The sequence below is a fragment of the Xanthomonas cannabis pv. cannabis genome (assembly GCF_000802365.1).
Taxonomy (GTDB): Bacteria; Pseudomonadota; Gammaproteobacteria; order Xanthomonadales; family Xanthomonadaceae; genus Xanthomonas; species Xanthomonas cannabis.
In genome coordinates this window covers 12,532-31,797 of record NZ_JSZE01000024.1, presented here as the reverse complement: position 1 = coordinate 31,797, position 19,266 = coordinate 12,532, and the positions used below count along the sequence as shown (strand labels likewise).

The following is a 19,266-nucleotide window of genomic DNA, read 5'->3' as shown; positions in this document are numbered from 1 at the left end:
GAATCGAAAAGCATCGCGGCTTTTCGGTCCCGGGCCGCTCCCGCTCACTTGCGCTTGGAAGCGCCCTTTGTCGCTGTCTTGAGCTTGGCGCGTGAGGCGGTGAGGAACTTCAGCGTGGCCGCCTCCCATTGCCGCTCGCCACGCACGCCATTGGCCATGGCCTGCAGCTCGCCGGCGCGCCAGCCTTCGAACACGCAGGGGTCGATGTAGGCCTTGCGGCACACCGACGGCGTATTGCCCAGCGCGTCGGCCACCTCGCGGATGACATCGTTCTGCACCTGCTTGAGCGCGCGCTCGCTGCTGCGCTCGGGCAATGGCAGCCGCGCCAGGCGCTGCAGCGCCGCCAGCGTGCCGCCCCAGGTGCGGAAATCCTTGGCGGTGAAGTCCTCGCCCATCGCCTCGCGCAGGTAGTCGTTGACCTCCCCCGAGTCCACCGGCTGCAACTGGCCATCGTCGTCGCGGTACTGGAAGAGCGACTGCCCCGGCAGCTGCTGGCACTCGCGGATCAATTTGACCAGGTGCTTGTCGTCCACCTCGATCTCGTGATCCTGGCCGCTCTTGCCGCGGAACTTGAGCCGTGCACGCCCGCCCTTGAGAAACTCCATGTGCCGGTTGCGTAGCGTGGTGAGCCCGTAGGAGCGGTTGCTGCGCGCATATTCGGCATTGCCCACGCGCACCAGGGTGTCGGCCAGCAAGGCCACCACGACCGCCAGCACCTTCTCGCGCGGGAAGCCCGGCAGCGCCAGATCGCGTCGCAGGCGCCGCCGCAGTTTGGGCAATGCAGTGCCAAAAGCGATCACGCGCTCGAACTTGCCTTCGCCACGCACCTGCGCCCAATCGGCGTGATAGCGGTATTGCTTGCGCCGCCGCGCATCGCGGCCGGTGGCCTGCAGATGCCCGTTGGGCTTGGCGCAGATCCACACCTCGGTGTATGCCGGTGGGATGGCCAGCGAGCGGATGCGCTGCAGGGTGTCGGCATCGGCGATGCGATCGCCGTCGGCGCTGCGGTAGCTGAAACTCTTGCCTGCCTTGCGCCGGCTGATGCCGGGCTGCTGGTCGTTGACATAGATCAGCCCGGCCGCGCGCGCGGTGGCCTTGGCCTGCGCGACGGCGGCCACGGTGGCGACGGCCGCGCTGGCCACCGCCGCACCGGTGGCGACGCTGGCGAGCTTGCCGACGGTGCTGGCCGTGGCGGTGGCATTGCGAAGAACACGTTTGGCTTTCATTGCGCACACGTCGAGGGACTGGCGCCGATTGTTGGGCCGGGCGGGACTAGGCCGCGTCAACGCAACGACAACGGCGTGTGGGCATGCGATGCCCGTCGCGCGACTTTGTGCTTATGCTTGGGGCATCCCCCTTTGCTGGAGTCATCGATGCGCGCTGTCCTGCCTATTGCCCGCCTGGCCTGCACCCTGGTCGTGCTGACTGCATTGACCGCCTGCAACAAGCCGCAACCCGATGAGCAGGAAGCGGTCACCGCCACTGCCCAGCATGCGGCCGAACAGGCCTCTGCGCCTGCGCCGGATGCCGCGCCGGACGCCCCGCCGATCGGCAGTTGCGATGCCACCCAGGTGCAATCGCTGGTGGGTCAGGCGTTGACCGATGCGGTGAGCGAACAGGCACGCAGCGATGCGGGCGCCAAGTCGGTGCGCGTGCTCAAGCCCGGTCAGATGACCACCATGGAATTCAACGGCGAGCGGCTCAATCTGGAAGTGGACGCCAAGAACACTATCGCTTCGGTGCGCTGCGGCTGAGCACGCCCTGGCGCCTGTCGCCGGACAGGCGCCAAGCCAGCTGGCACGAGGGCTTTCAGCCGGCCTCGTTGCAGCTGTAACGGTGTATTGCGGCACCGCATCAACTGTGGTCTAGTCGATCATCCGGTGACCTCTTCGAAACGCTCCACGGATCGAGCGCTGCAACGTCGTCGCCGCTCTCCTAGATCGCAACGAGGCACACATGGCCCCCCGCACTCGCCAAGGGCTCCACGACTACGGTCTCTACAACAGCGTGCGCGATGAGCGCGACGCCTGTGGTTTTGGCATGGTCGCCCAGCTGGACGACCAACCTTCCCGCTCGCTGGTGGACACCGCGATTGCCGCGCTCTCGCGCATGACGCACCGCGGCGGTGTGGCGGCCGACGGGCTCACCGGCGACGGCTGCGGCTTGCTGATCCGCAAACCCGATGCGTTCTTGCGCGGGCTGGCACGCGATGCCGGTATCACCCTGGGCACGCGCTATGCGGCCGGTGTGGTGTTCCTGCCGCTGGACGAGGCCGAGGCCGCGCGATGTCGCGCCGAACTGGAAACGCAGTTGCACAGCGCCGGCGTGCAGTTCCGTGGCTGGCGCGTGGTGCCCACCGACGACAGCGTGTGCGGCCAGCTGGCACGCGACACCTTGCCGCGCATCGAACAGGTGTTTGTCGATGCCGGCGCCGAACAGACCGAAGACGGCTTCACCCTGGCGCTGTTCCTGGCGCGCCGCCGCGCCGAGCAGGCGCTGCATGCGGTCGAAAACTTCTACGTCACCACCCTCTCGCCCAATGGCATCAGCTACAAGGGCATGGTGCTGCCGGACAAGCTGAGCACGTTCTACCCGGACCTGCAGCGCAGCGACCTGTCCTCCAGCGCGATTGTGTTTCACCAACGCTTTTCCACCAACACGCTGCCGCGCTGGCCGCTGGCGCATCCATTCCGCCTGCTCGCGCATAACGGCGAAATCAACACCATCGAAGGCAACCGGCGCTGGGCGCAGGCGCGCAGCAAGGTGTGGCAGACCCCGCGTTTCGATATCGCCGAATTCGACCCGGTGATCTCCATGCACGGCTCCGATTCGCAGAGCCTGGACAACATGCTAGAGCTGCTGATCGCCGGTGGCATGGACCTGCTGCAGGCGCTGCGCATCCTGGTGCCGCCGGCGACCCAGTCGCTAGAGTTCAAGGACGCCGACCTGGCCGCGTTCTACGAGTTCTACGGGTTGAATACCGAGCCGTGGGACGGCCCGGCCGGCATCGTGGCCTGCGACAGCCGCTACGCGGCCTGCATGCTGGACCGCAACGGCCTGCGCCCTGCCCGCTGGATGCTGACCTCCGACCGCCACTTCCTGGTGGCCTCCGAAGCCGGTGTGTGGGAACTGCCCGCCGAGCGCATCACCCGCAAGGGCAAGCTGGGCCCGGGCGAGATGATGGCGATCGATCTCAAGCGCGGCGACCTACTGGACTCGGACGCCATCGACCGCATCAACCGCGCGCGCGCGCCGTACAAGCAATGGCTGCAGCAGGGCGTGACCTACCTGCAGACCGAATTGATCGACCCTTCGCTGGTGGAAGAACCCTTCAGCGAGCAGACCCTGCGCAGCTACCACAAGCTGTTCCAGCTCAGCACCGAGGAAGTGGAACAGGTGCTGCGCCCGCTGGCCGAAACCGAGCAGGAAGCCACCGGCTCGATGGGCGACGACACCCCGATGGCGGTACTCAGCCGCCAGACCCGGCCGTTGTACGACTACTTCCGCCAGGCCTTCGCGCAGGTCACCAACCCGCCGATCGACCCGCTGCGCGAAGGCATCGCGATGTCGCTCACCACCCAGCTCGGCAAGGAGACCAACATCTTCCACGCCGGCGCGGAGACGGTGAACCACGTCATCCTCAACTCGCCGGTGCTCAGCCAGCGCAAGCTGCGCCAGCTGCTGAAGATGGAGCAGTACGTCGAGCGCAACCGCCTGATCGACCTGTCCTACAGCGTGGAAGAAGGCCTCAAGGCCGGCTTGGAACGCATCTGCCAGGAAGTGGAGGCCGCAGCGCGCGCCGGTGCGGTAATGCTGCTGCTGTCGGACCGTTACCCGGTGCCCGACCGGCCGATGGCGCATGCGCTGCTGGCCACCGGCGCGGTGCATCACCACCTGTGCAAGGTGGGCCTGCGCTGCGACGTCAACCTGATCATCGAAACCGGCACCGCGCGCGATGCGCACCACATGGCCTGCCTGCTCGGCTTCGGCGCCACCGCGGTGTATCCGTACCTGGCCTACCAGACGCTGTTCGACCTGGGCCGGCGCGGCATCCTGCAGCTGAGCAAGGGCGGCGAGCAGTCGCAGATCGGCCGCCGCTACCGCAAGGGCATCTACAAGGGCCTGTCCAAGATCATCTCCAAGATGGGCATCTGCACCATCGCCAGTTATCGCGGCGCGCAGTTGTTCGAGATCGTCGGGCTGGACCCGGACGTGGTGGAGCTGTGCTTTGCCGAAACCCCCGCCCGCATCGGCGGCGTGGGCCTGGCGCGGCTGAACACCGAGGCGCGCGAACTCACTGCGCGCGCCTGGAACGACCAGCTCAAGCCGGAAGTGGGCGGCCTGCTCAAGTACGTGCACGGCGGCGAGTACCACATGTACAACCCGGACGTGGTCATGACGCTGCAGCGCGCCACGCGTACCGGCGACGCCGGCGACTGGCAGAAGTACGTGGACGCGGTGCATTCGCGCCCGGCCTCGACGCTGCGTGACCTGGTCCAGCTCAAGCGTGCCGACACCCCCACCCCGCTGGACGAGGTCGCCCCCGCGGCCGATGTGCTGCGCCGCTTCGACAGCGCCGCAATCAGCCTGGGCGCGCTGTCGCCCGAAGCGCACGAAGCACTGGCCATTGCGATGAACCGGCTGGGCGGGCGCAGCAATTCCGGCGAAGGCGGCGAAGACCCGGCCCGCTACGGCACCGAGAAGCGCTCCAAGATCAAGCAGGTGGCCTCCGGCCGCTTCGGCGTGACCCCGGAGTACCTGGTCAACGCCGAGGTGCTGCAGATCAAGGTCGCCCAAGGCGCCAAGCCCGGCGAAGGCGGCCAGCTGCCCGGCCACAAGGTCAACGAACTGATCGCCCGGCTGCGTTACGCCAAGCCCGGCATCGGCCTGATCTCGCCGCCGCCGCACCACGATATCTATTCCATCGAAGATCTGGCCCAGCTGATCTACGACCTCAAGCAGGTCAACCCCACCGCGCTGGTGTCGGTGAAGCTGGTGGCGCATGCCGGCGTCGGCACCATCGCCGCCGGTGTGGTCAAGGCCGGCGCGGATCTGATCACCGTGTCCGGCCATGACGGCGGCACCGGTGCCAGCCCGGTCAGCTCGATCCGCTATGCCGGCGTGCCGTGGGAACTGGGCGTGGCCGAGTCGCACCAGGCGCTGGTGGCCAACGACCTGCGCGAGCGCACCATCCTGCAGACCGACGGCGGCCTGAAGACCGGCCTGGACGTGGTCAAGGCCGCGTTGCTGGGCGCCGACAGCTTCGGCTTCGGCACCGCGCCGATGATCGTGCTGGGCTGCAAGTACCTGCGCATCTGCCACCTCAACAACTGCGCCACCGGCGTGGCCACCCAGGACGAGCGCCTGCGTGCCGGCTACTTCACCGGACTGCCGGAGCGGGTGGAGCACTTCTTCCGCCTGCTGGCCGAAGAAGTGCGCCAGTGGCTGTCGTACCTGGGCGTGCGTTCGCTGGACGACATCGTCGGCCGCACCGACCTGCTCGAACAGCTAGAGGTCTCACCGCGCGCCGGGGTCAAGGTCGATCTGTCGCGCCTGCTCACCCATGCGCGCTACGACGGCAGCCACTGCGCCGCCCAGCGCCTGTACGAATCGCCGGACAGCCTGGCCACGCAGATGGACGGCCTGCTGGCCGATGCGATCGCCAACAAGACCGGCGGCGACCATCGCTTCCTGATCCACAACACCGACCGTTCGATCGGTGCGCGCCTGTCCGGCGCCATCGCGCGCGTGCACGGCAACCACGGCATGAGCGATGCGCCGTTGAACCTGCGCTTCCGCGGCACTGCCGGGCAGAGCTTCGGCGCATTCAATGCCGGTGGCCTGCAGCTGGAGCTGGAAGGCGAAGCCAACGACTACGTCGGCAAGGGCATGGCCGGCGGCCGGCTGGTGGTGCGCCCGCCGCGCGGGGCGCGCTTTGAGGCGCGCAGCACGCCGATCGTGGGCAACACCTGCCTGTACGGCGCCACCGGCGGCGAGCTGTTCGCGGCCGGGCGCGCGGGCGAGCGCTTTGCGGTGCGCAACTCCGGCGCGCTGGCGGTGGTGGAAGGCGCAGGCGACCACTGCTGCGAATACATGACCGACGGCGTGGTGCTGGTGCTGGGCAAGGTGGGCCTGAACTTCGGCGCCGGCTTCACCGGCGGCCTGGCCTATGTGCTGGATATCGAACGCGACTTCGTGGACCGCTACAACCACGAGCTGATCGACATCCACCGCGTCTCCGCCGAAGGCTTCGAGAACCATCGCCAGCACCTGCATACCCTGATCAGTCGCCACCGCGAGCTCACTGGCAGCATCTGGGCGCAACAGATTTTGGACGAGTTCCGCGACTACATCGGCAAGTTCTGGCTGGTCAAACCCAAGGCCGCCAGCATCGAGTCGCTCACTGAGTCGCTGCGGCGCGCCGCCTGAGTTGTGCTCCCGTCTCCCGCCTGCGGGAGAGGGGTCGGGGTGAGGGCGTGTGCCCGCCAACCCTCATCCGCCCCTTCGGGGCACCTTCTCCCGCAGGCGGGAGAAGGACCGCAGTCGCAATGCTGGCAGCACATCGTCAGAGTCGTCGCAGTGCTCCCCTCTCCCGCTGGCGGGAGAGGGGTTGGGGGTAAGGGCGCGTGCCCGCCAACCCTCACCCGCCCCTTCGGGGCACCTTCTCCCGCGTGCGGGAGAAGGACCGCAGTCGCAATGCTGGCAGCACATCGTCAGAGTCGTCGCAGTGCTCCCCTCTCCCGCTGGCGGGAGAGGGGTCGGGGGTGAGGGCACAGGCCCGGCCGCCCCTTTTTCCGCCCCTTCGGGGCACCTTTTCCCGCACGCGGGAGAAGGGAATCAGCCACGGATTTTCTTATGAGCCGCAAGCAAGCCTTCCAATTCCTCGACCTGCCCCGGACCATGCCCACGCGCATTCCGGTGGAGCTGCGTACCTCCGGCGACTGGGGCGAGTTGTACGGCAAGTTCGACAAGGCCGACGCGCAGTACCAGTCCGGCCGCTGCCTGGACTGCGGCAACCCGTACTGCAGCTGGAAATGCCCGGTGCACAACGCCATCCCGCAGTGGCTGCAACTGGTGCAGGAAAACCGCATCGAAGAAGCCGCCGCGCTATGCCATTCCACCAACCCGCTGCCGGAAGTGTGCGGGCGCGTGTGCCCGCAGGACCGCCTGTGCGAAGGCAGCTGCACGCTGGAGGAATTCGGCGCGGTCACCATCGGCGCGGTGGAAAAGTACATCGTCGATACCGCCTTCAAGATGGGCTGGCGCCCGGACCTGGGCAATGTGCAGCCCAGCGGCCACCGCGTGGCGGTGATCGGCGCCGGCCCGGCCGGGCTGGCGTGTGCCGACCGGCTGGTGCGTGCCGGCATCGAGGCAGTGGTCTACGACCGCTATGAGCAGATCGGCGGCCTGCTGCAGTTCGGCATCCCCAGCTTCAAGCTGGACAAGTCGGTGATCGGCAAGCGCCGCGACATCCTGGAAGGCATGGGCGTGCAGTTCCGCCTGGGCGTGGAGATCGGCCGCGACATCAGCATCGAGCAGTTGCTGGGCGAATACGACGCGGTGTTCCTGGGTACCGGTGCGTACCGCTACACCGACGGCGGCCTGCCCGGGCAGGACCTGAAAAACGTGCTGCCGGCGCTGCCGTTTCTGGTGCAGAACAGCCGCATCGTCAGCGGCAACGACCCGCATGGCCGGCCGATCGCCGGCTGGGAAGACCAGCTCGCCCTGCCCGACCTCAACGGCAAGCGCGTGGTGGTGCTGGGCGGCGGCGACACCGGCATGGACTGCGTGCGCAGCGCCATTCGCCTGGGCGCGGCCAAGGTCACCTGCGCGTATCGTCGCGACGAGGCCAGCATGCCGGGCTCGGCGCGCGAGGTGGCCAACGCGCGCGAAGAAGGCGTGCGCTTCCTGTTCAACCGCCAGCCGCTCTCGATCGAATCCGGCGCCGACGACGAAGCCATCGGCGTGACCGTGGTGGAAACCAGGCTGGGCGACCCCGACGCCAGCGGCCGCCGCAACGCGGTAGCGGTGGAAGGCAGCGAGTCGCTGCTGGAAGCGGACGTGGTGATCATCGCCTTCGGCTTCTCGCCCACCCTGCCCGACTGGCTGGCATCGCAAGGCGTGGAGGCCGGCAGCAACGGCCGCATCGTTGCCCCCTCCGACGGCCATGGCCGCCTGCCCTATCAGACCAGCAACCCACGCCTGTTCGCCGGCGGCGACTGCGTGCGCGGTGCGGATCTGGTGGTCACCGCCGTGGCCGAAGGCCGCGACGCGGCAGGAAGCATCGTGCAGATGCTGGGAGTGAAAGCGCAGGTCAAGGAGCCGGCCGCGGCCTGAGATTCGGCGCCCGCTCTCAGTTGCTCGTTGCCTGTCTGCTGATCTCGACTGCCGGCACCGAGGCTTCTGCGCAGGCCTCAGCGTGTCCGGGAGCGAACAAGTCGCGACTGATGGCGTGCCCCCCTCCATTGCAAAGGGAACAGACTGGCATTGAGTTCGCTGCGGCAGTGCAAGGGCACCGCAAGAGTGCCGTCTGCGCATGGCCATGCAGTCGTAGCAGATGGAAAATCCGGGGGCTTCGAGATGCCGGAGCAGTGCGCTGCGCGGCTGCGCTACTCCGCTGGCGCAATGCCACCATCTGCGTTGTATTGCAGTGCAGATGGTGGCATCACACCCTGACCCAATCGCGAATCAGGCCGCCTTGTCCAGCGAGGCCATGTCGATCACGAAGCGGTACTTCACATCGCCCTTGAGCATGCGCTCGTAGGCCTCGTTGATTTCGTCGGCGCGGATCGTTTCGATGTCCGAGACGATGTTGTGCTTGGCGCAGAAATCCAGCATTTCCTGGGTCTGGCGGATGCCGCCGATCAACGAGCCGGCTAGGGTGCGGCGCTTCATCACCAGGTTGAACACGCTCGGTGACGGATGCGACTGCTCGGGCACACCCACCAGCACCATCGCGCCATCACGCTTGAGCGCGTTGAGGAACGGGTCCAGGTTGTGCGGCGCGGCCACGGTGTTGAGGATGAAATCCAGGGTGTTGTACTGCGCGGCCATCTGCGCCTCGTCCTTGGAGATCACAACCTCGCTGGCGCCCAGGCGCAACGCGTCGGCGCGCTTGCCCTCGGAGGTGGTGAACAGCACCACGGTGGCGCCCATCGCCTTGGCGATCTTCACCGCCATGTGGCCCAGGCCGCCCAGGCCGACCACGCCCACCTTCTGCCCGGGGCCCACCTTCCAGTGCGCCAGCGGCGAATAGGTGGTGATGCCGGCGCACAGCAGCGGTGCCACCGCAGCCAGGTTGTCCGAATGAGAGATGCGCAGCACGTACTTCTGGTCGACCACGATATGGTCGGAGTAACCGCCGTAGGTGTTCTCGCCGCCGCCGAACATCGGGCCGTTGTAGGTGCCGGTAAAGCCGGCTTCGCAATATTGCTCTTCGCCCTCCTGGCAGGAGGCGCAGCTGCGGCAGCTGTCGACCATGCAGCCGACGCCGGCCAGGTCGCCGACCTTGAAGCCGGTCACGGCATTACCCACCGCAGTCACGCGGCCAACGATCTCGTGACCGGGAACGGACGGGTACAGGGTGTTGTGCCATTCATTGCGTGCGGTGTGCAGGTCCGAGTGACAGACGCCGCAGTAGGCAATGTCGATCTGCACATCATGCGGGCCGGGCGCGCGCCGTTCGAACACGAACGGGGCAAGCGGCTGATCGGCGGCTCGGGCGGCAAAGGCGTGGGCTTGGCTCATGGAATACTCCGGGACGTTGCGTCACCCACGACAGACGCGGGCGACAGGAAAACAGTGGCGGTAGCTTAAGACAGCGTCCCGTCGCGCTCATGCGACAGTGCGTCTTGTGTGTCCTCTTGCGAACGCTACCGCAGGCGCATCATGCGCTGCGCCGGGTTTTTGCGCGATCAAATCCAGGGTGCGCGCGTGAATGGCACGCTAACGTGCAAGCTTCTAGGCTCATCGGGCAGCCGATCGCCCTGCACCATCTCCTGCTGGCCGTGCCCTCCCCCCGCGGCCACCCACGTCGATGCCGAAGGAGGCTTCCATGTTCCGCACTCCCCCGCTACTCCCATCCTTGCGCAATGCCGCGCTTGCACTGACCTTGCTGGCGGCCCTGCCGCAGGCGCAGGCCAAGGAACCTGGCCGTCCCGGAAAAGAGTCCACCGGCCTGAAATATGTCGGGGTCAATCTGTCCGGTGCCGAGTTCAACTCGCGCAAAAAGCCCGGCACCTTGTTCAAGGACTACACCTACCCGTCCGCGTCGGACTTCAGCTACTTCGCCGGCAAGGGCATGAATACGATGCGCCTGCCCTTTTTGTGGGAGCGCCTGCAGCCCGAGCTCAACGGCAACCTGGATGCGGCGCAGCTCGGACTGATCAAAAAATCGCTCAAAGCTGCCAAGGCCAACAAGCAGTCCTTGATTCTAGACCTGCACAACTACGCCAAGTACGGCGGCCAGCGCATCGGCACCAACGAGGTGCCCGCTGCCGCACTGGCCGATCTGTGGCGCCGGCTGGCGCTGGAGTTCAAGGACGACAAGGCGGTGATCTTCGGGCTGATGAACGAGCCCAACGGCATTTCAGCCCCGGACTGGGCCAACGCCGCGCAGGGCGCGATCAACGCGATCCGCAAGACCGGCGCCAAGAACCTGATTCTGGTGCCGGGCACCGCGTACACCGGCGCGCACAGCTGGCGCAGCACCAGCTACGGCGTCTCCAACGCCAAGGCGCTGGAAATCCTCAAGGACCCTGGCAACAACCTGGCCTTCGAAGCGCATCAGTACCTGGACAAGGACTACAGCGGCACCAAGCCGATGTGCACCAGCGACTCGGTGGGCGAAGAAAAGCTGCGCGGCTTCACCGCGTGGCTGCGCGAGAACAAGCAGAAAGGTTTCCTGGGCGAATTCGGCACGGCCAACAACCCGGTCTGCGACAAGGCACTGGAAGGCATGCTGACCTATATGGAACAGAACAGCGACGTGTGGCTGGGCTGGACCTGGTGGGCTGCCGGCGCGTGGTGGAAGCCGGATTACCCGTTCACCGTGCAGCCGGGCAAGGACGGCAGCGACAAGCCGCAGATGCGCATCCTGAGCAAGTACGCGCGCCGCGCCGGCAAGTAACCGGCCTCGCTTGCACGGGATGGTGGCCGCAGCGCGCAGCTGCGGCCATTTCTTTTGCGCCAACGTTGCACTGCGAGGACCTTGCCGCGATGGCGATGTTCGTGGCTGCGGCAGCGCCACACCGATCACCTCGACCAGTGCAGGTGACTTTCCCGCGCCACCACGCAAACACCACAGCGCTCGCTGGCGCCGGATCGATCGCCGCATTGCGCCGCCGTGCGGCGATCAAGGCGCACATCCAAATCCATGCGATGCATCGACCGGATCGACGCGCCGACAGCCGCGTAACTGCGATTGACTGCACAGCTTCGCAGCCTGATACCTCGCATCCGTAGTTTGCGCAGGCGCATACGCCTACTGTTGTGACGGATGCGTCGTCGTCGCGCACGCGCGTCCAAAACGGCGCGACGCATCGCCCTCTGTCGGTCTCAGGAGTTCCCCCATGCTGTTCCTCACTTCCCACACGCATGCGCTGCGTCGCTGCGTGCTACCCATGCTATTGCTCGCTGCCATGCCGTTTGCGCATGCACAAGGCGCGACCGGCCTGAAGTATGCCGGCGTCAATCTCTCCGGCGCGGAAATCAAGTCCTCGCAAAAGCCCGGCGTGCTCAACGTCGATTACCTGTACCCGGCAGCCGGCGATTACAGCTATTTCGCCGGCAAAGGGATGAACACCATTCGCCTGCCCATCCTGTGGGAGCGTCTGCAACCCAAGGCCGGCGGCGAACTGGATCCGGCGCAGCTGGCGTTGCTCCGGCAGGCCGTCGCCAACGCCAAGGCGGCGAAGATGTACCTGATCGTGGATGTGCATAACTACGCCAAGTACTACGGCAGCAAGGTCGGCACGCAGAAGGTGCCCATCGCCACGCTGACCGATCTGTGGCGACGCCTGGCCATTGCGTTCAAAAGCGACAACGCGGTGATCTTCGGGCTGATGAACGAGCCCTACGACATCAACCCGCAGTCCTGGGCTGCCGCCGCGCAGGCATCCATCGACACCATCCGCAAGACCGGCGCCAATAACCTGATCCTGGTGCCGGGCGCGCTATGGACCGGCGCGCATAGCTGGTACTCCACAGTGGCCGGGCAATCCAACGCGGTGGCGCTCGCCACTCTCCGCGACCCGCTCAACCACTATGCGATCGAAGTGCATCAGTACCTGGATACGGACTCCAGCGGCACCGTTGGCGGATGCGTCAGCAAGGAGATCGGCGTCAAACGCCTGGAAAGTTTCACCCAGTGGCTGCGGATCAACAAAAAACGCGGTTTTCTCGGCGAATTCGGCACCGGCAACAATGTCACCTGCAATGCCGCGCTGGAAGGCATGTTGAAGTACATGGAAACCAACAACGATGTGTGGACCGGCTGGACCTTCTGGGCTGCGGGCAAATGGTGGAACGGCAAATACCCCTTCAACGTGCATCCGGACGCGCAGGGACGTGACAAGCCACAGATGTCGATCCTGAGCCCGCATGCCAGGCGGGTGACCAAGACCCCTTAGTCCCACGCAGAGGTGCGAGGGACCGCCGTGATCTGCAGCATCTCGCCTCCACCGTGCGCCAGCCGCATGGCAGCGTCATGGCGCCAGTGCACCGGCGCCATGCGATCGGCAGCAAGCGCATCCATACGACGTTATCTCGACGATTCGCGCCGACACCGCAGCGGCGAGGGCGCTCGACTGCCTTGCAAAGGCGGCGGGCGTATCAGCGCGCTATCACGCCCAGGCCATTGGAGATCTGTGACTGCGACCCAGTGCACATATTTACTTCACATTTAATTCACACTTACTCAGCTAGGCATTTGGGGCACAGCAGATGCATTGGAAGGGACAGATGCGGCGCACCTCGCGCAAATCGTCCACAGCGGGTCGCACGCATCGCCCCCGCCGTCGAAGGAGTTGTTCCATGTCTGCTGTGCCTCTTGCGCTGCGCAATCTGATCCGTGGCGCGCTGTTGTTCTCCATGCTGTGCATTCTGCCGCTGGCCAACGCGCAGACGCGCGTGCTCACGTATGCCGGCGTCAACCTGTCCGGCGCCGAATTCGCATCATCGAAAAAACCCGGCGTGCTCAACAAGGACTATATGTACGCCGCTGCCAGCGATTACACGTATTTCGCTGGTGTCGGCATGAATACGATCCGCCTGCCCATCCTGTGGGAACGCCTGCAACCCAGCGCGCGCGGCGAGCTGGACCCGGCACAGCTGGCGCTGGTGCAGCAGGCCGTGGCGCGTGCCAAGGCCTCGGGCATGTATCTGGTGATCGATATCCATAACTACGCCAAGTATTACGGTTACAAGATCGGCGGACCGGAAGTTCCGGTGGCCACGTTCACCGATCTGTGGCGGCGCCTGGCGCTGGCATTCAACGGTGACAACGCGGTGATCTTCGGGCTGATGAACGAGCCGAACAATATCTCCGCCAGCGAGTGGGCGGGCGCGGCGCAGGCTGCCATCGATACCATCCGCAGGACCGGCGCCACCAATCTGATCCTGGTGCCCGGCGCGTTGTGGACCGGTGCTCACAGCTGGTATTCGCCGACCAACGATGGGTATTCCAACGCCACCGCACTGGCCTCCATCTACGATCCGCTCAACCGGTATGCGTTCGAGGTGCATCAATACCTGGATATCGATTCCAGCGGCACCTCCAGCGTCTGCGTCAGCTCCACCATCGGCGCCGAGCGCCTGCGCAACTTCACCGAATGGTTGCGCATCAATCGCAAGCGCGGCTTCCTCGGCGAATTCGGCACTGCCAACAACGCGGTCTGCAACGAGGCGCTACGCGGCATGCTCGGGTATATGGAAAGCAATGCGGACGTGTGGCTGGGCTGGACCTGGTGGGCCGCCGGCTCGTGGTGGAACCTGTCGTACGCCTACAACGTGCATCCGAACAAGGACGGCACCGACAAACCGCAGATGACCATCCTCTCGCCGCAGGCGACACGCGCCACGCGCGCACCGGTTGCTGCTGCCCGCGTACCGGTTGCGGGCAAAACACGCTGACCAGACCAGTGTCATCAAGCCGCCGCAAGGCGGCTTTTTTTTGGGAGCGCTGATTGACGGAAACCCGCTCGGCAAGTCCGCCGGGCGCGACGATGTAAATCGACAGTGCAGGGCAGGTGAAACAGCCCGCGAAGATGTCAGTTAACTGAATTCCCCGCATGGAAGAGGCCGGGTTTTCACCCTGTCACGATCTGCACGCGGCGAGCATGGCGGCACTTCACAGCAGGAGCCTCTCATGGCACATCGCATGATGACCACCGCACTGATCGGCGCACTGGCGCTCGTTTCGCAAGGCGCCGTCGCACAGGAGGCCGCCAAGCCGGCCAAGGCACTGACCTCTAACGAAGTCACCAGCATGCTGACCGCCAAGGGCTACACCAAGGTGCACGACGTCAAGTTCGAGCACGGTGTCTGGACCGCCGATGCCCGTAGCGGCGACGGCAAGGACGTGGATGTCCACATCGACCCGGTGACCGGCCGTGTCTATGGCGACCAGACCACCTCGCGCTTAAGCGAAGCCGATGTCCGCGCCGCGCTGTCCACCGGCGGCTATGCCGATGTGCACGACCTGAAATTCAAGGACGGCTTGTGGAAGGCCGACGCCAAGCGCAATGGGCAGAAGGTCGAGCTGCACGTCGACCCCGACGATGGGCATGTGGTCAGTGTGGATAACGACTGAGCACTTCAATGTGCATCGACGCGTAGGCGTTTGAGCGGGTAGGGCGGTGCGGTGTTGCAAGGTGCAGCGTGCACGAGGCGACAGCCATGCCGCCTAGCTGCTTTGTTAGCGGCGACTGAGCCGCCAGCCTGCGAACGGTTGCGACGAATGCGCGCGCAGTCGCTGTAAAAAAAGGGCCTCCCGATCGGGAGGCCCTTTGCGTTGGCGGCACACACTGGCCATTTGCCGCACAGATCCTTGCCACCCATGCGCCGCCGTGGGGCCGGCAGCGCATCCGCATGACTCAGCGGGCAGGCGCGGTGTCGTTCGATTTCGCGCCCGGCGTGCTCATGCGCGTCGGGTCCGCGTTGCTATCGGCCTGCTCGGCCGCCGCAGCCGTGCCTGCAGCTGGCTTGCCGGCCATCATGCGGTCGCGGGCGGCCTTGAACGGGTTGCCGGGATACCAGTTGGGCCAACGCTCGCCGGCGGCGACCTCCTTGCCGACGCCGTAGACCGCCTGGAGATCTTCGATGGTGCCGTCGAGTTTCCAGGTGGCTGCGTCGTATTCGTCGCCGGGGGCATGATAGCGGTGGCGGCCATAGTCCTCGGCCGCGGCACGTCCGGCAGCGGTGCCGCCCTCGCGCAGGTCTTCGCCGCCATCGGCATACAGCGCCGGCACGCCGGCCTTGGCGAAGTTGAAGTGGTCCGAGCGGAAGTACGAGCCGCTTTCCGGGGTGGCCTCGGCGTGCAGGGTGCGGCCCTGCATCGCGGCGATCGGCTTGAGGATGTCTTCCAGCTCCGAGCTGCCCATGCCGACCACGGTGACATCGCGCGCGCGCCCGGCCACCGACATCGCATCCAGGTTGATCACCGCGGCAATCTTGTCCAGCGGGAAGCTCGGGTTGGCCACGTAGTACTTGGAACCGAGCAGACCGGATTCTTCCAGCGTCACCGCCACGAACACCACCGAGCGCGCCGGCTTGGGGTCCTGGTGCGCGAAGGCATCTGCAATTTCCAGGATGCCGGCCACGCCGGTGGCGTTGTCCACCGCGCCGTTGTAGATGTTGTCGCCGCTTTCGCCCGGATGCTTGCCCAGGTGATCCCAGTGCGCCATGTACAGCACCGCCTCGTCGGCATGGCTGCTGCCGGGCAGCACGCCGACCACGTTGCGCGAGGTCTTCTGCGCGATGGTGCTCTTCAGGTCCACCGACCAGCTGGCCTTCAACGGCACCGGCTTGAAGCCGCGCTTGCTGGCGTCCTTGTAGGCCTGCGCCAGATCCAGACCGGCATTGGCGAATACCTGCTTGGCGGTGTCGGCGCTGATCCAGCCCTGCACCGGCAGGCGCGGGTCCGGGTCGTCCTTGGCCGGCAGGTCGTATTGCGGGCCGGACCAGGAATTTTTCACCACGTCCCAGCCGTAGCTGGCACCAGGCGTGTCGTGCACGATCAACGCGGCGGCCGCGCCCTTGCGCGCGGCTTCCTCGAACTTGTAGGTCCAGCGCCCGTAGTAGGTCATGCGCTTGCCGTCGAACAGCTTGGCATCGCCGGTGTGGAAGCCGGGGTCGTTGACGAACATCACCACCGTCTTGCCCTTCCAGTCCTGGCCGGCGTAATCGTTCCACTGCTGCTCAGGCGCATCCACGCCGTAGCCGACGAACACCAGCTCGCTGTTGTCCAGCTTGACCCCCGGCTGGCCGGTGCGCGTGCCGACCACGATGTCGGTGCCGAAGGCGAGGGTGCGGCTCTGCTCGCCGCTGCGCAGGCTCGGTGCGGTGGCCGCATCGGCGGTGGTTTCCACCATCGGCACATCCTGGAACCAGCTGTCGCCATTGCCCGGCTGCAGGCCGATGCGCTGCATCTGGTCGCGGATGTAGGTCACGGTCTTTTCTTCGCCGGGCGTGCCCGGGCCGCGGCCTTCGAAGTCGTCCGAGGCCAGCGTCTTGACCAGCTCGGCAAAGTCGCCGGCGGTCAGCTCCGGCGAGAACGCGTGCCGGCTGACCGGTGCGCTGGGTGCGGTGTCCACCGGCGCTTGCGTCGCCGGTGTGGCCGGCGTGTCGGCGGCGTCGCGCTTGCAACCGGCCAGGGCCAGGGTTGCGGCCAGGCACAACAGGATCTTGCGGGGCATCGGAACTCCTCGTGCGACGGAGGTCCGATCTTAGAGCGTGCGCGTGGTGAGCGTGTCAGTCCTTGGGCGCCACGCCCGAATCGAAGCTGCGCGCGGTGGCGCCGGTGACCGCGCCGACCTTGGCGGTGCGATGCACGTACAGGTCGACCTCGCGCTCGAACTCCAGCGGTCCGTCGACCACGGCCTTGGGGCCGATCACCACCCGCGGCTTGCGCGCCGGCTTGAAGGAAAAGCCGAAGTTCGGCTTGGTCACCTTGATGCCGCCGCGTACATGCGAATCCACCCCGACGGTGATGTCGCCGTTGACCGTCTCGATCCCCTTGCCGAGTTCGGTTGCCACCAGGCCGATGCTGCCGTTGACGGTTTCCACCCCAGCGCTGATCTGGCTGCCGCGTTCGGTGAGGATGCTGCCGTTGACCGTTTCCAGCCCGCCGGACACGGTCACTTTCTGGCCCACGGTGATCGAGCCGTTGACCGTTTCCACGCCGCCGGTGCGCGCGTTCTCGCCGATGCGGATGCCGCCGTTGACGGTCTCCACGTCCCTGGTCTGCGCACCGGCGCCCACCTCGATGGAACCGTTGACCGTTTCCAGATCGCCGTAGCTGCGGCCAGGCTCGGCGCTGATGCGGCCATTGACCTTGCTGATGTCCTCGTCGGCCCAGGCGCTCGTACTGAGCAGGGACAACGCCAGGAGAAGAGATTGGGGCTTCATGCTGAACCTCGCGCGGTGGCGGCTGTCTGGGGCGTGGCGGTGATCACACCATGGGTGGCTACAATCGCGCACCTGCCTGAAGTCACTGGAACTTTCGTTGCCCCCGTTGCCCATCCCGCTGCCGCGCCCATCGCTTGCCCCAGCCATTGGCTGCGCGCGCCATTGGCTGGCAGCCGCGCTGGTGGCGTGCACGCTGCTGGGCAGCGGCGCAGTGGCGGCGCAAAGCCAGCGCGAGACCGAGCGCAAGCTGCGACAGCTGCGCGATGAACTCAAGACCATCAGCGCCGATCGGCGCGCGCTGGAAGGCAAGCGCGGCACCGCGGCCCAGCAACTGCGCCAGGCCGACGAAAAGGTGGCAAAGACCGCGCGTGCCCTGAGCGACACCGAAGCGGCAATGCGCGCACAGGAGCAGCGCCTGTCCACGCTGCAGCAGGACCGCACGCAGTTGCAGCGTGGCCTGCAGACGCAGCGCGCGCAGCTGGCGGCGCTGCTGCGCGCAGCCGACCAGGTCGGTCGCAACGCGCCGCTGAAGGTGTTGCTGTCGCAGGACACGGTGGGCGATGCCAACCGCATGCTGGCCGATCACCGCTACGTGCAGAACGCCCGCGCACAGCGCATCCAGGCGCTGGCCACGCAGCTGGATGCCCTGGCCAGGGTGGAGCAGGACATCGCCGCCCGGCGCCAGGCACTGGATGCCGCGCGCGCGCAACAAAAGGCCCAGGCCGCCACCTTGCAGAAGGACCGCTCGCAGCAGGCGGCCACGGTCGCGCAGCTGGACGATCGCTACAAACAGCGCGCCGAACGCGAAAAGGCACTGGGCCAGGACGCCAAATCGCTGGAACAGCTGCTGGCCAACCTGCGCGCGGCTGCCGCCAAGGCCGAGGCCGAACGTCGCGCCGCCGCCAGGCGCGCGGCTGCCGACGCCGCCGCGCAGGCCAAGCGTGGCAAATCCGATCGCCCCGAGCGCCCCGGCAAGACACCGCCCAAGGTCGTCGCCACCGCACCGGCCCCCAAGGTCGGAGGACTGAGCTGGCCGGTGGCGGGCAACCTGCTGGCGCGCTTCAACGCCACCTTGCCCGATGGCCACACCAGCAAGGGCGTGCTGATCGGCGCGCCCAAGGGCACCACGGTGACCGCAGTGGCCGACGGCACCGTGGTGTTTTCCGACTGGATGACCGGCTACGGCATGATCCTGATCGTGGACCATGGCAACGGCTACATGAGCCTGTATGCGCATAACGACACCTTGTTGCGCGACGCCGGCGCAGCGATCAAGCGCGGCGAGGCGGTGGCCAAGGTCGGCAGCTCGGGCGGGCAGGGCGTGCCGGCGCTGTACTTCGAATTGCGGCGCAATGGCCAGCCGGTCGATCCTTCGAGCTGGTTGCAACGGCGGTAGTGCTTGCGCGTGCAGCAGCACGCGACGCACGACGTTAGCCAGGCGTTCGCCGGGACATCGCTTACCGACACATCGCTGTTGCGGGCAACGTGCCTGGCGTGTCGGCGTGTCGGCGTGTCGGCGTGTCGGCGTGTCCAGGTTCACCGCGCCAGTCGGATGCCGTGGTCTCCACGATGGTGCCGACGTCCTCCGATGCTGCGCTGCCTTGCCCGCTGGCGGCTGTCGAACTGCCGGCGTGGCCGGCG

The 19,266-nt window shown here is 66.5% G+C and carries 12 protein-coding genes; 8 read left to right on the top strand and 4 right to left on the bottom strand.

Annotated features, from left to right (window positions below):
* Positions 1-44: 44 nt before the first annotated feature.
* The gene (locus tag OZ10_RS05905; RefSeq protein WP_202902984.1) at positions 45-1,316 is read right to left on the bottom strand and encodes a DNA topoisomerase IB; all 1,272 of its coding nucleotides are present in this window, start codon (positions 1,314-1,316) and stop codon (positions 45-47) included.
* 57 nt (positions 1,317-1,373) lie between these two features.
* Between OZ10_RS05905 and OZ10_RS05900 the strand changes: the two genes are divergently transcribed.
* The 3 genes from OZ10_RS05900 (at position 1,374) to OZ10_RS05890 (ending at position 8,337) form a co-directional block, all read left to right on the top strand.
* A complete protein-coding gene (locus OZ10_RS05900) occupies positions 1,374-1,754 on the top strand; it encodes an I78 family peptidase inhibitor (RefSeq protein ID WP_039414956.1) in 381 nt (126 codons plus the stop codon).
* A gap of 202 nt (positions 1,755-1,956) precedes the next feature.
* Positions 1,957-6,429 (top strand): glutamate synthase large subunit, encoded by a 4,473-nt coding sequence (gene gltB, locus OZ10_RS05895; RefSeq protein ID WP_039564137.1) that lies wholly within the window; start codon positions 1,957-1,959, stop codon positions 6,427-6,429.
* 426 nt (positions 6,430-6,855) lie between these two features.
* Positions 6,856-8,337 carry an FAD-dependent oxidoreductase gene (locus OZ10_RS05890; protein WP_039411636.1) on the top strand — a complete coding sequence of 494 codons (1,482 nt, stop codon included), beginning with the start codon at positions 6,856-6,858 and terminating at the stop codon, positions 8,335-8,337.
* A 351-nt stretch (positions 8,338-8,688) separates the two neighbouring features.
* Here the strand turns inward: OZ10_RS05890 and OZ10_RS05885 are convergent, their stop codons facing one another.
* Positions 8,689-9,747, bottom strand: coding sequence for an NAD(P)-dependent alcohol dehydrogenase (locus OZ10_RS05885; protein WP_039411639.1), 1,059 nt, complete (start codon positions 9,745-9,747; stop codon positions 8,689-8,691).
* 307 nt (positions 9,748-10,054) lie between these two features.
* Between OZ10_RS05885 and OZ10_RS05880 the strand changes: the two genes are divergently transcribed.
* The 4 genes from OZ10_RS05880 to OZ10_RS05865 all read left to right on the top strand — a co-directional run bounded on the left by OZ10_RS05880 (position 10,055) and on the right by OZ10_RS05865 (position 14,809).
* Positions 10,055-11,128, top strand: a complete 1,074-nt coding sequence (locus tag OZ10_RS05880) for a glycoside hydrolase family 5 protein (protein ID WP_039564136.1) — start codon at positions 10,055-10,057, stop codon at positions 11,126-11,128.
* Between the two features lie 442 nt (positions 11,129-11,570).
* Complete coding sequence (locus tag OZ10_RS05875; RefSeq protein WP_039564135.1) at positions 11,571-12,629, top strand: glycoside hydrolase family 5 protein; 1,059 nt, start codon at positions 11,571-11,573, stop codon at positions 12,627-12,629.
* A gap of 403 nt (positions 12,630-13,032) precedes the next feature.
* Positions 13,033-14,130, top strand: a complete 1,098-nt coding sequence (locus tag OZ10_RS05870) for a glycoside hydrolase family 5 protein (protein WP_039411648.1) — start codon at positions 13,033-13,035, stop codon at positions 14,128-14,130.
* A 235-nt stretch (positions 14,131-14,365) separates the two neighbouring features.
* The gene (locus tag OZ10_RS05865) at positions 14,366-14,809 is read left to right on the top strand and encodes a PepSY domain-containing protein (protein WP_039411651.1); all 444 of its coding nucleotides are present in this window, start codon (positions 14,366-14,368) and stop codon (positions 14,807-14,809) included.
* A gap of 283 nt (positions 14,810-15,092) precedes the next feature.
* On the opposite strand, the gene OZ10_RS05860 is transcribed toward OZ10_RS05865, so the two are convergent.
* Both OZ10_RS05860 and OZ10_RS05855 read right to left on the bottom strand, forming a co-directional pair.
* Positions 15,093-16,913, bottom strand: a complete 1,821-nt coding sequence (locus tag OZ10_RS05860) for a M28 family metallopeptidase (protein ID WP_039411653.1) — start codon at positions 16,911-16,913, stop codon at positions 15,093-15,095.
* A 55-nt stretch (positions 16,914-16,968) separates the two neighbouring features.
* Positions 16,969-17,625 carry a DUF4097 family beta strand repeat-containing protein gene (locus OZ10_RS05855; RefSeq protein ID WP_039564134.1) on the bottom strand — a complete coding sequence of 219 codons (657 nt, stop codon included), beginning with the start codon at positions 17,623-17,625 and terminating at the stop codon, positions 16,969-16,971.
* A 97-nt stretch (positions 17,626-17,722) separates the two neighbouring features.
* Here OZ10_RS05855 and OZ10_RS05850 point away from each other — a divergent pair, with 97 nt between their 5' ends.
* On the top strand, positions 17,723-19,021 hold the full coding sequence (locus tag OZ10_RS05850; RefSeq protein WP_039411659.1) for a murein hydrolase activator EnvC family protein: 1,299 nt from the start codon (positions 17,723-17,725) through the stop codon (positions 19,019-19,021).
* Positions 19,022-19,266 lie beyond the last annotated feature (245 nt).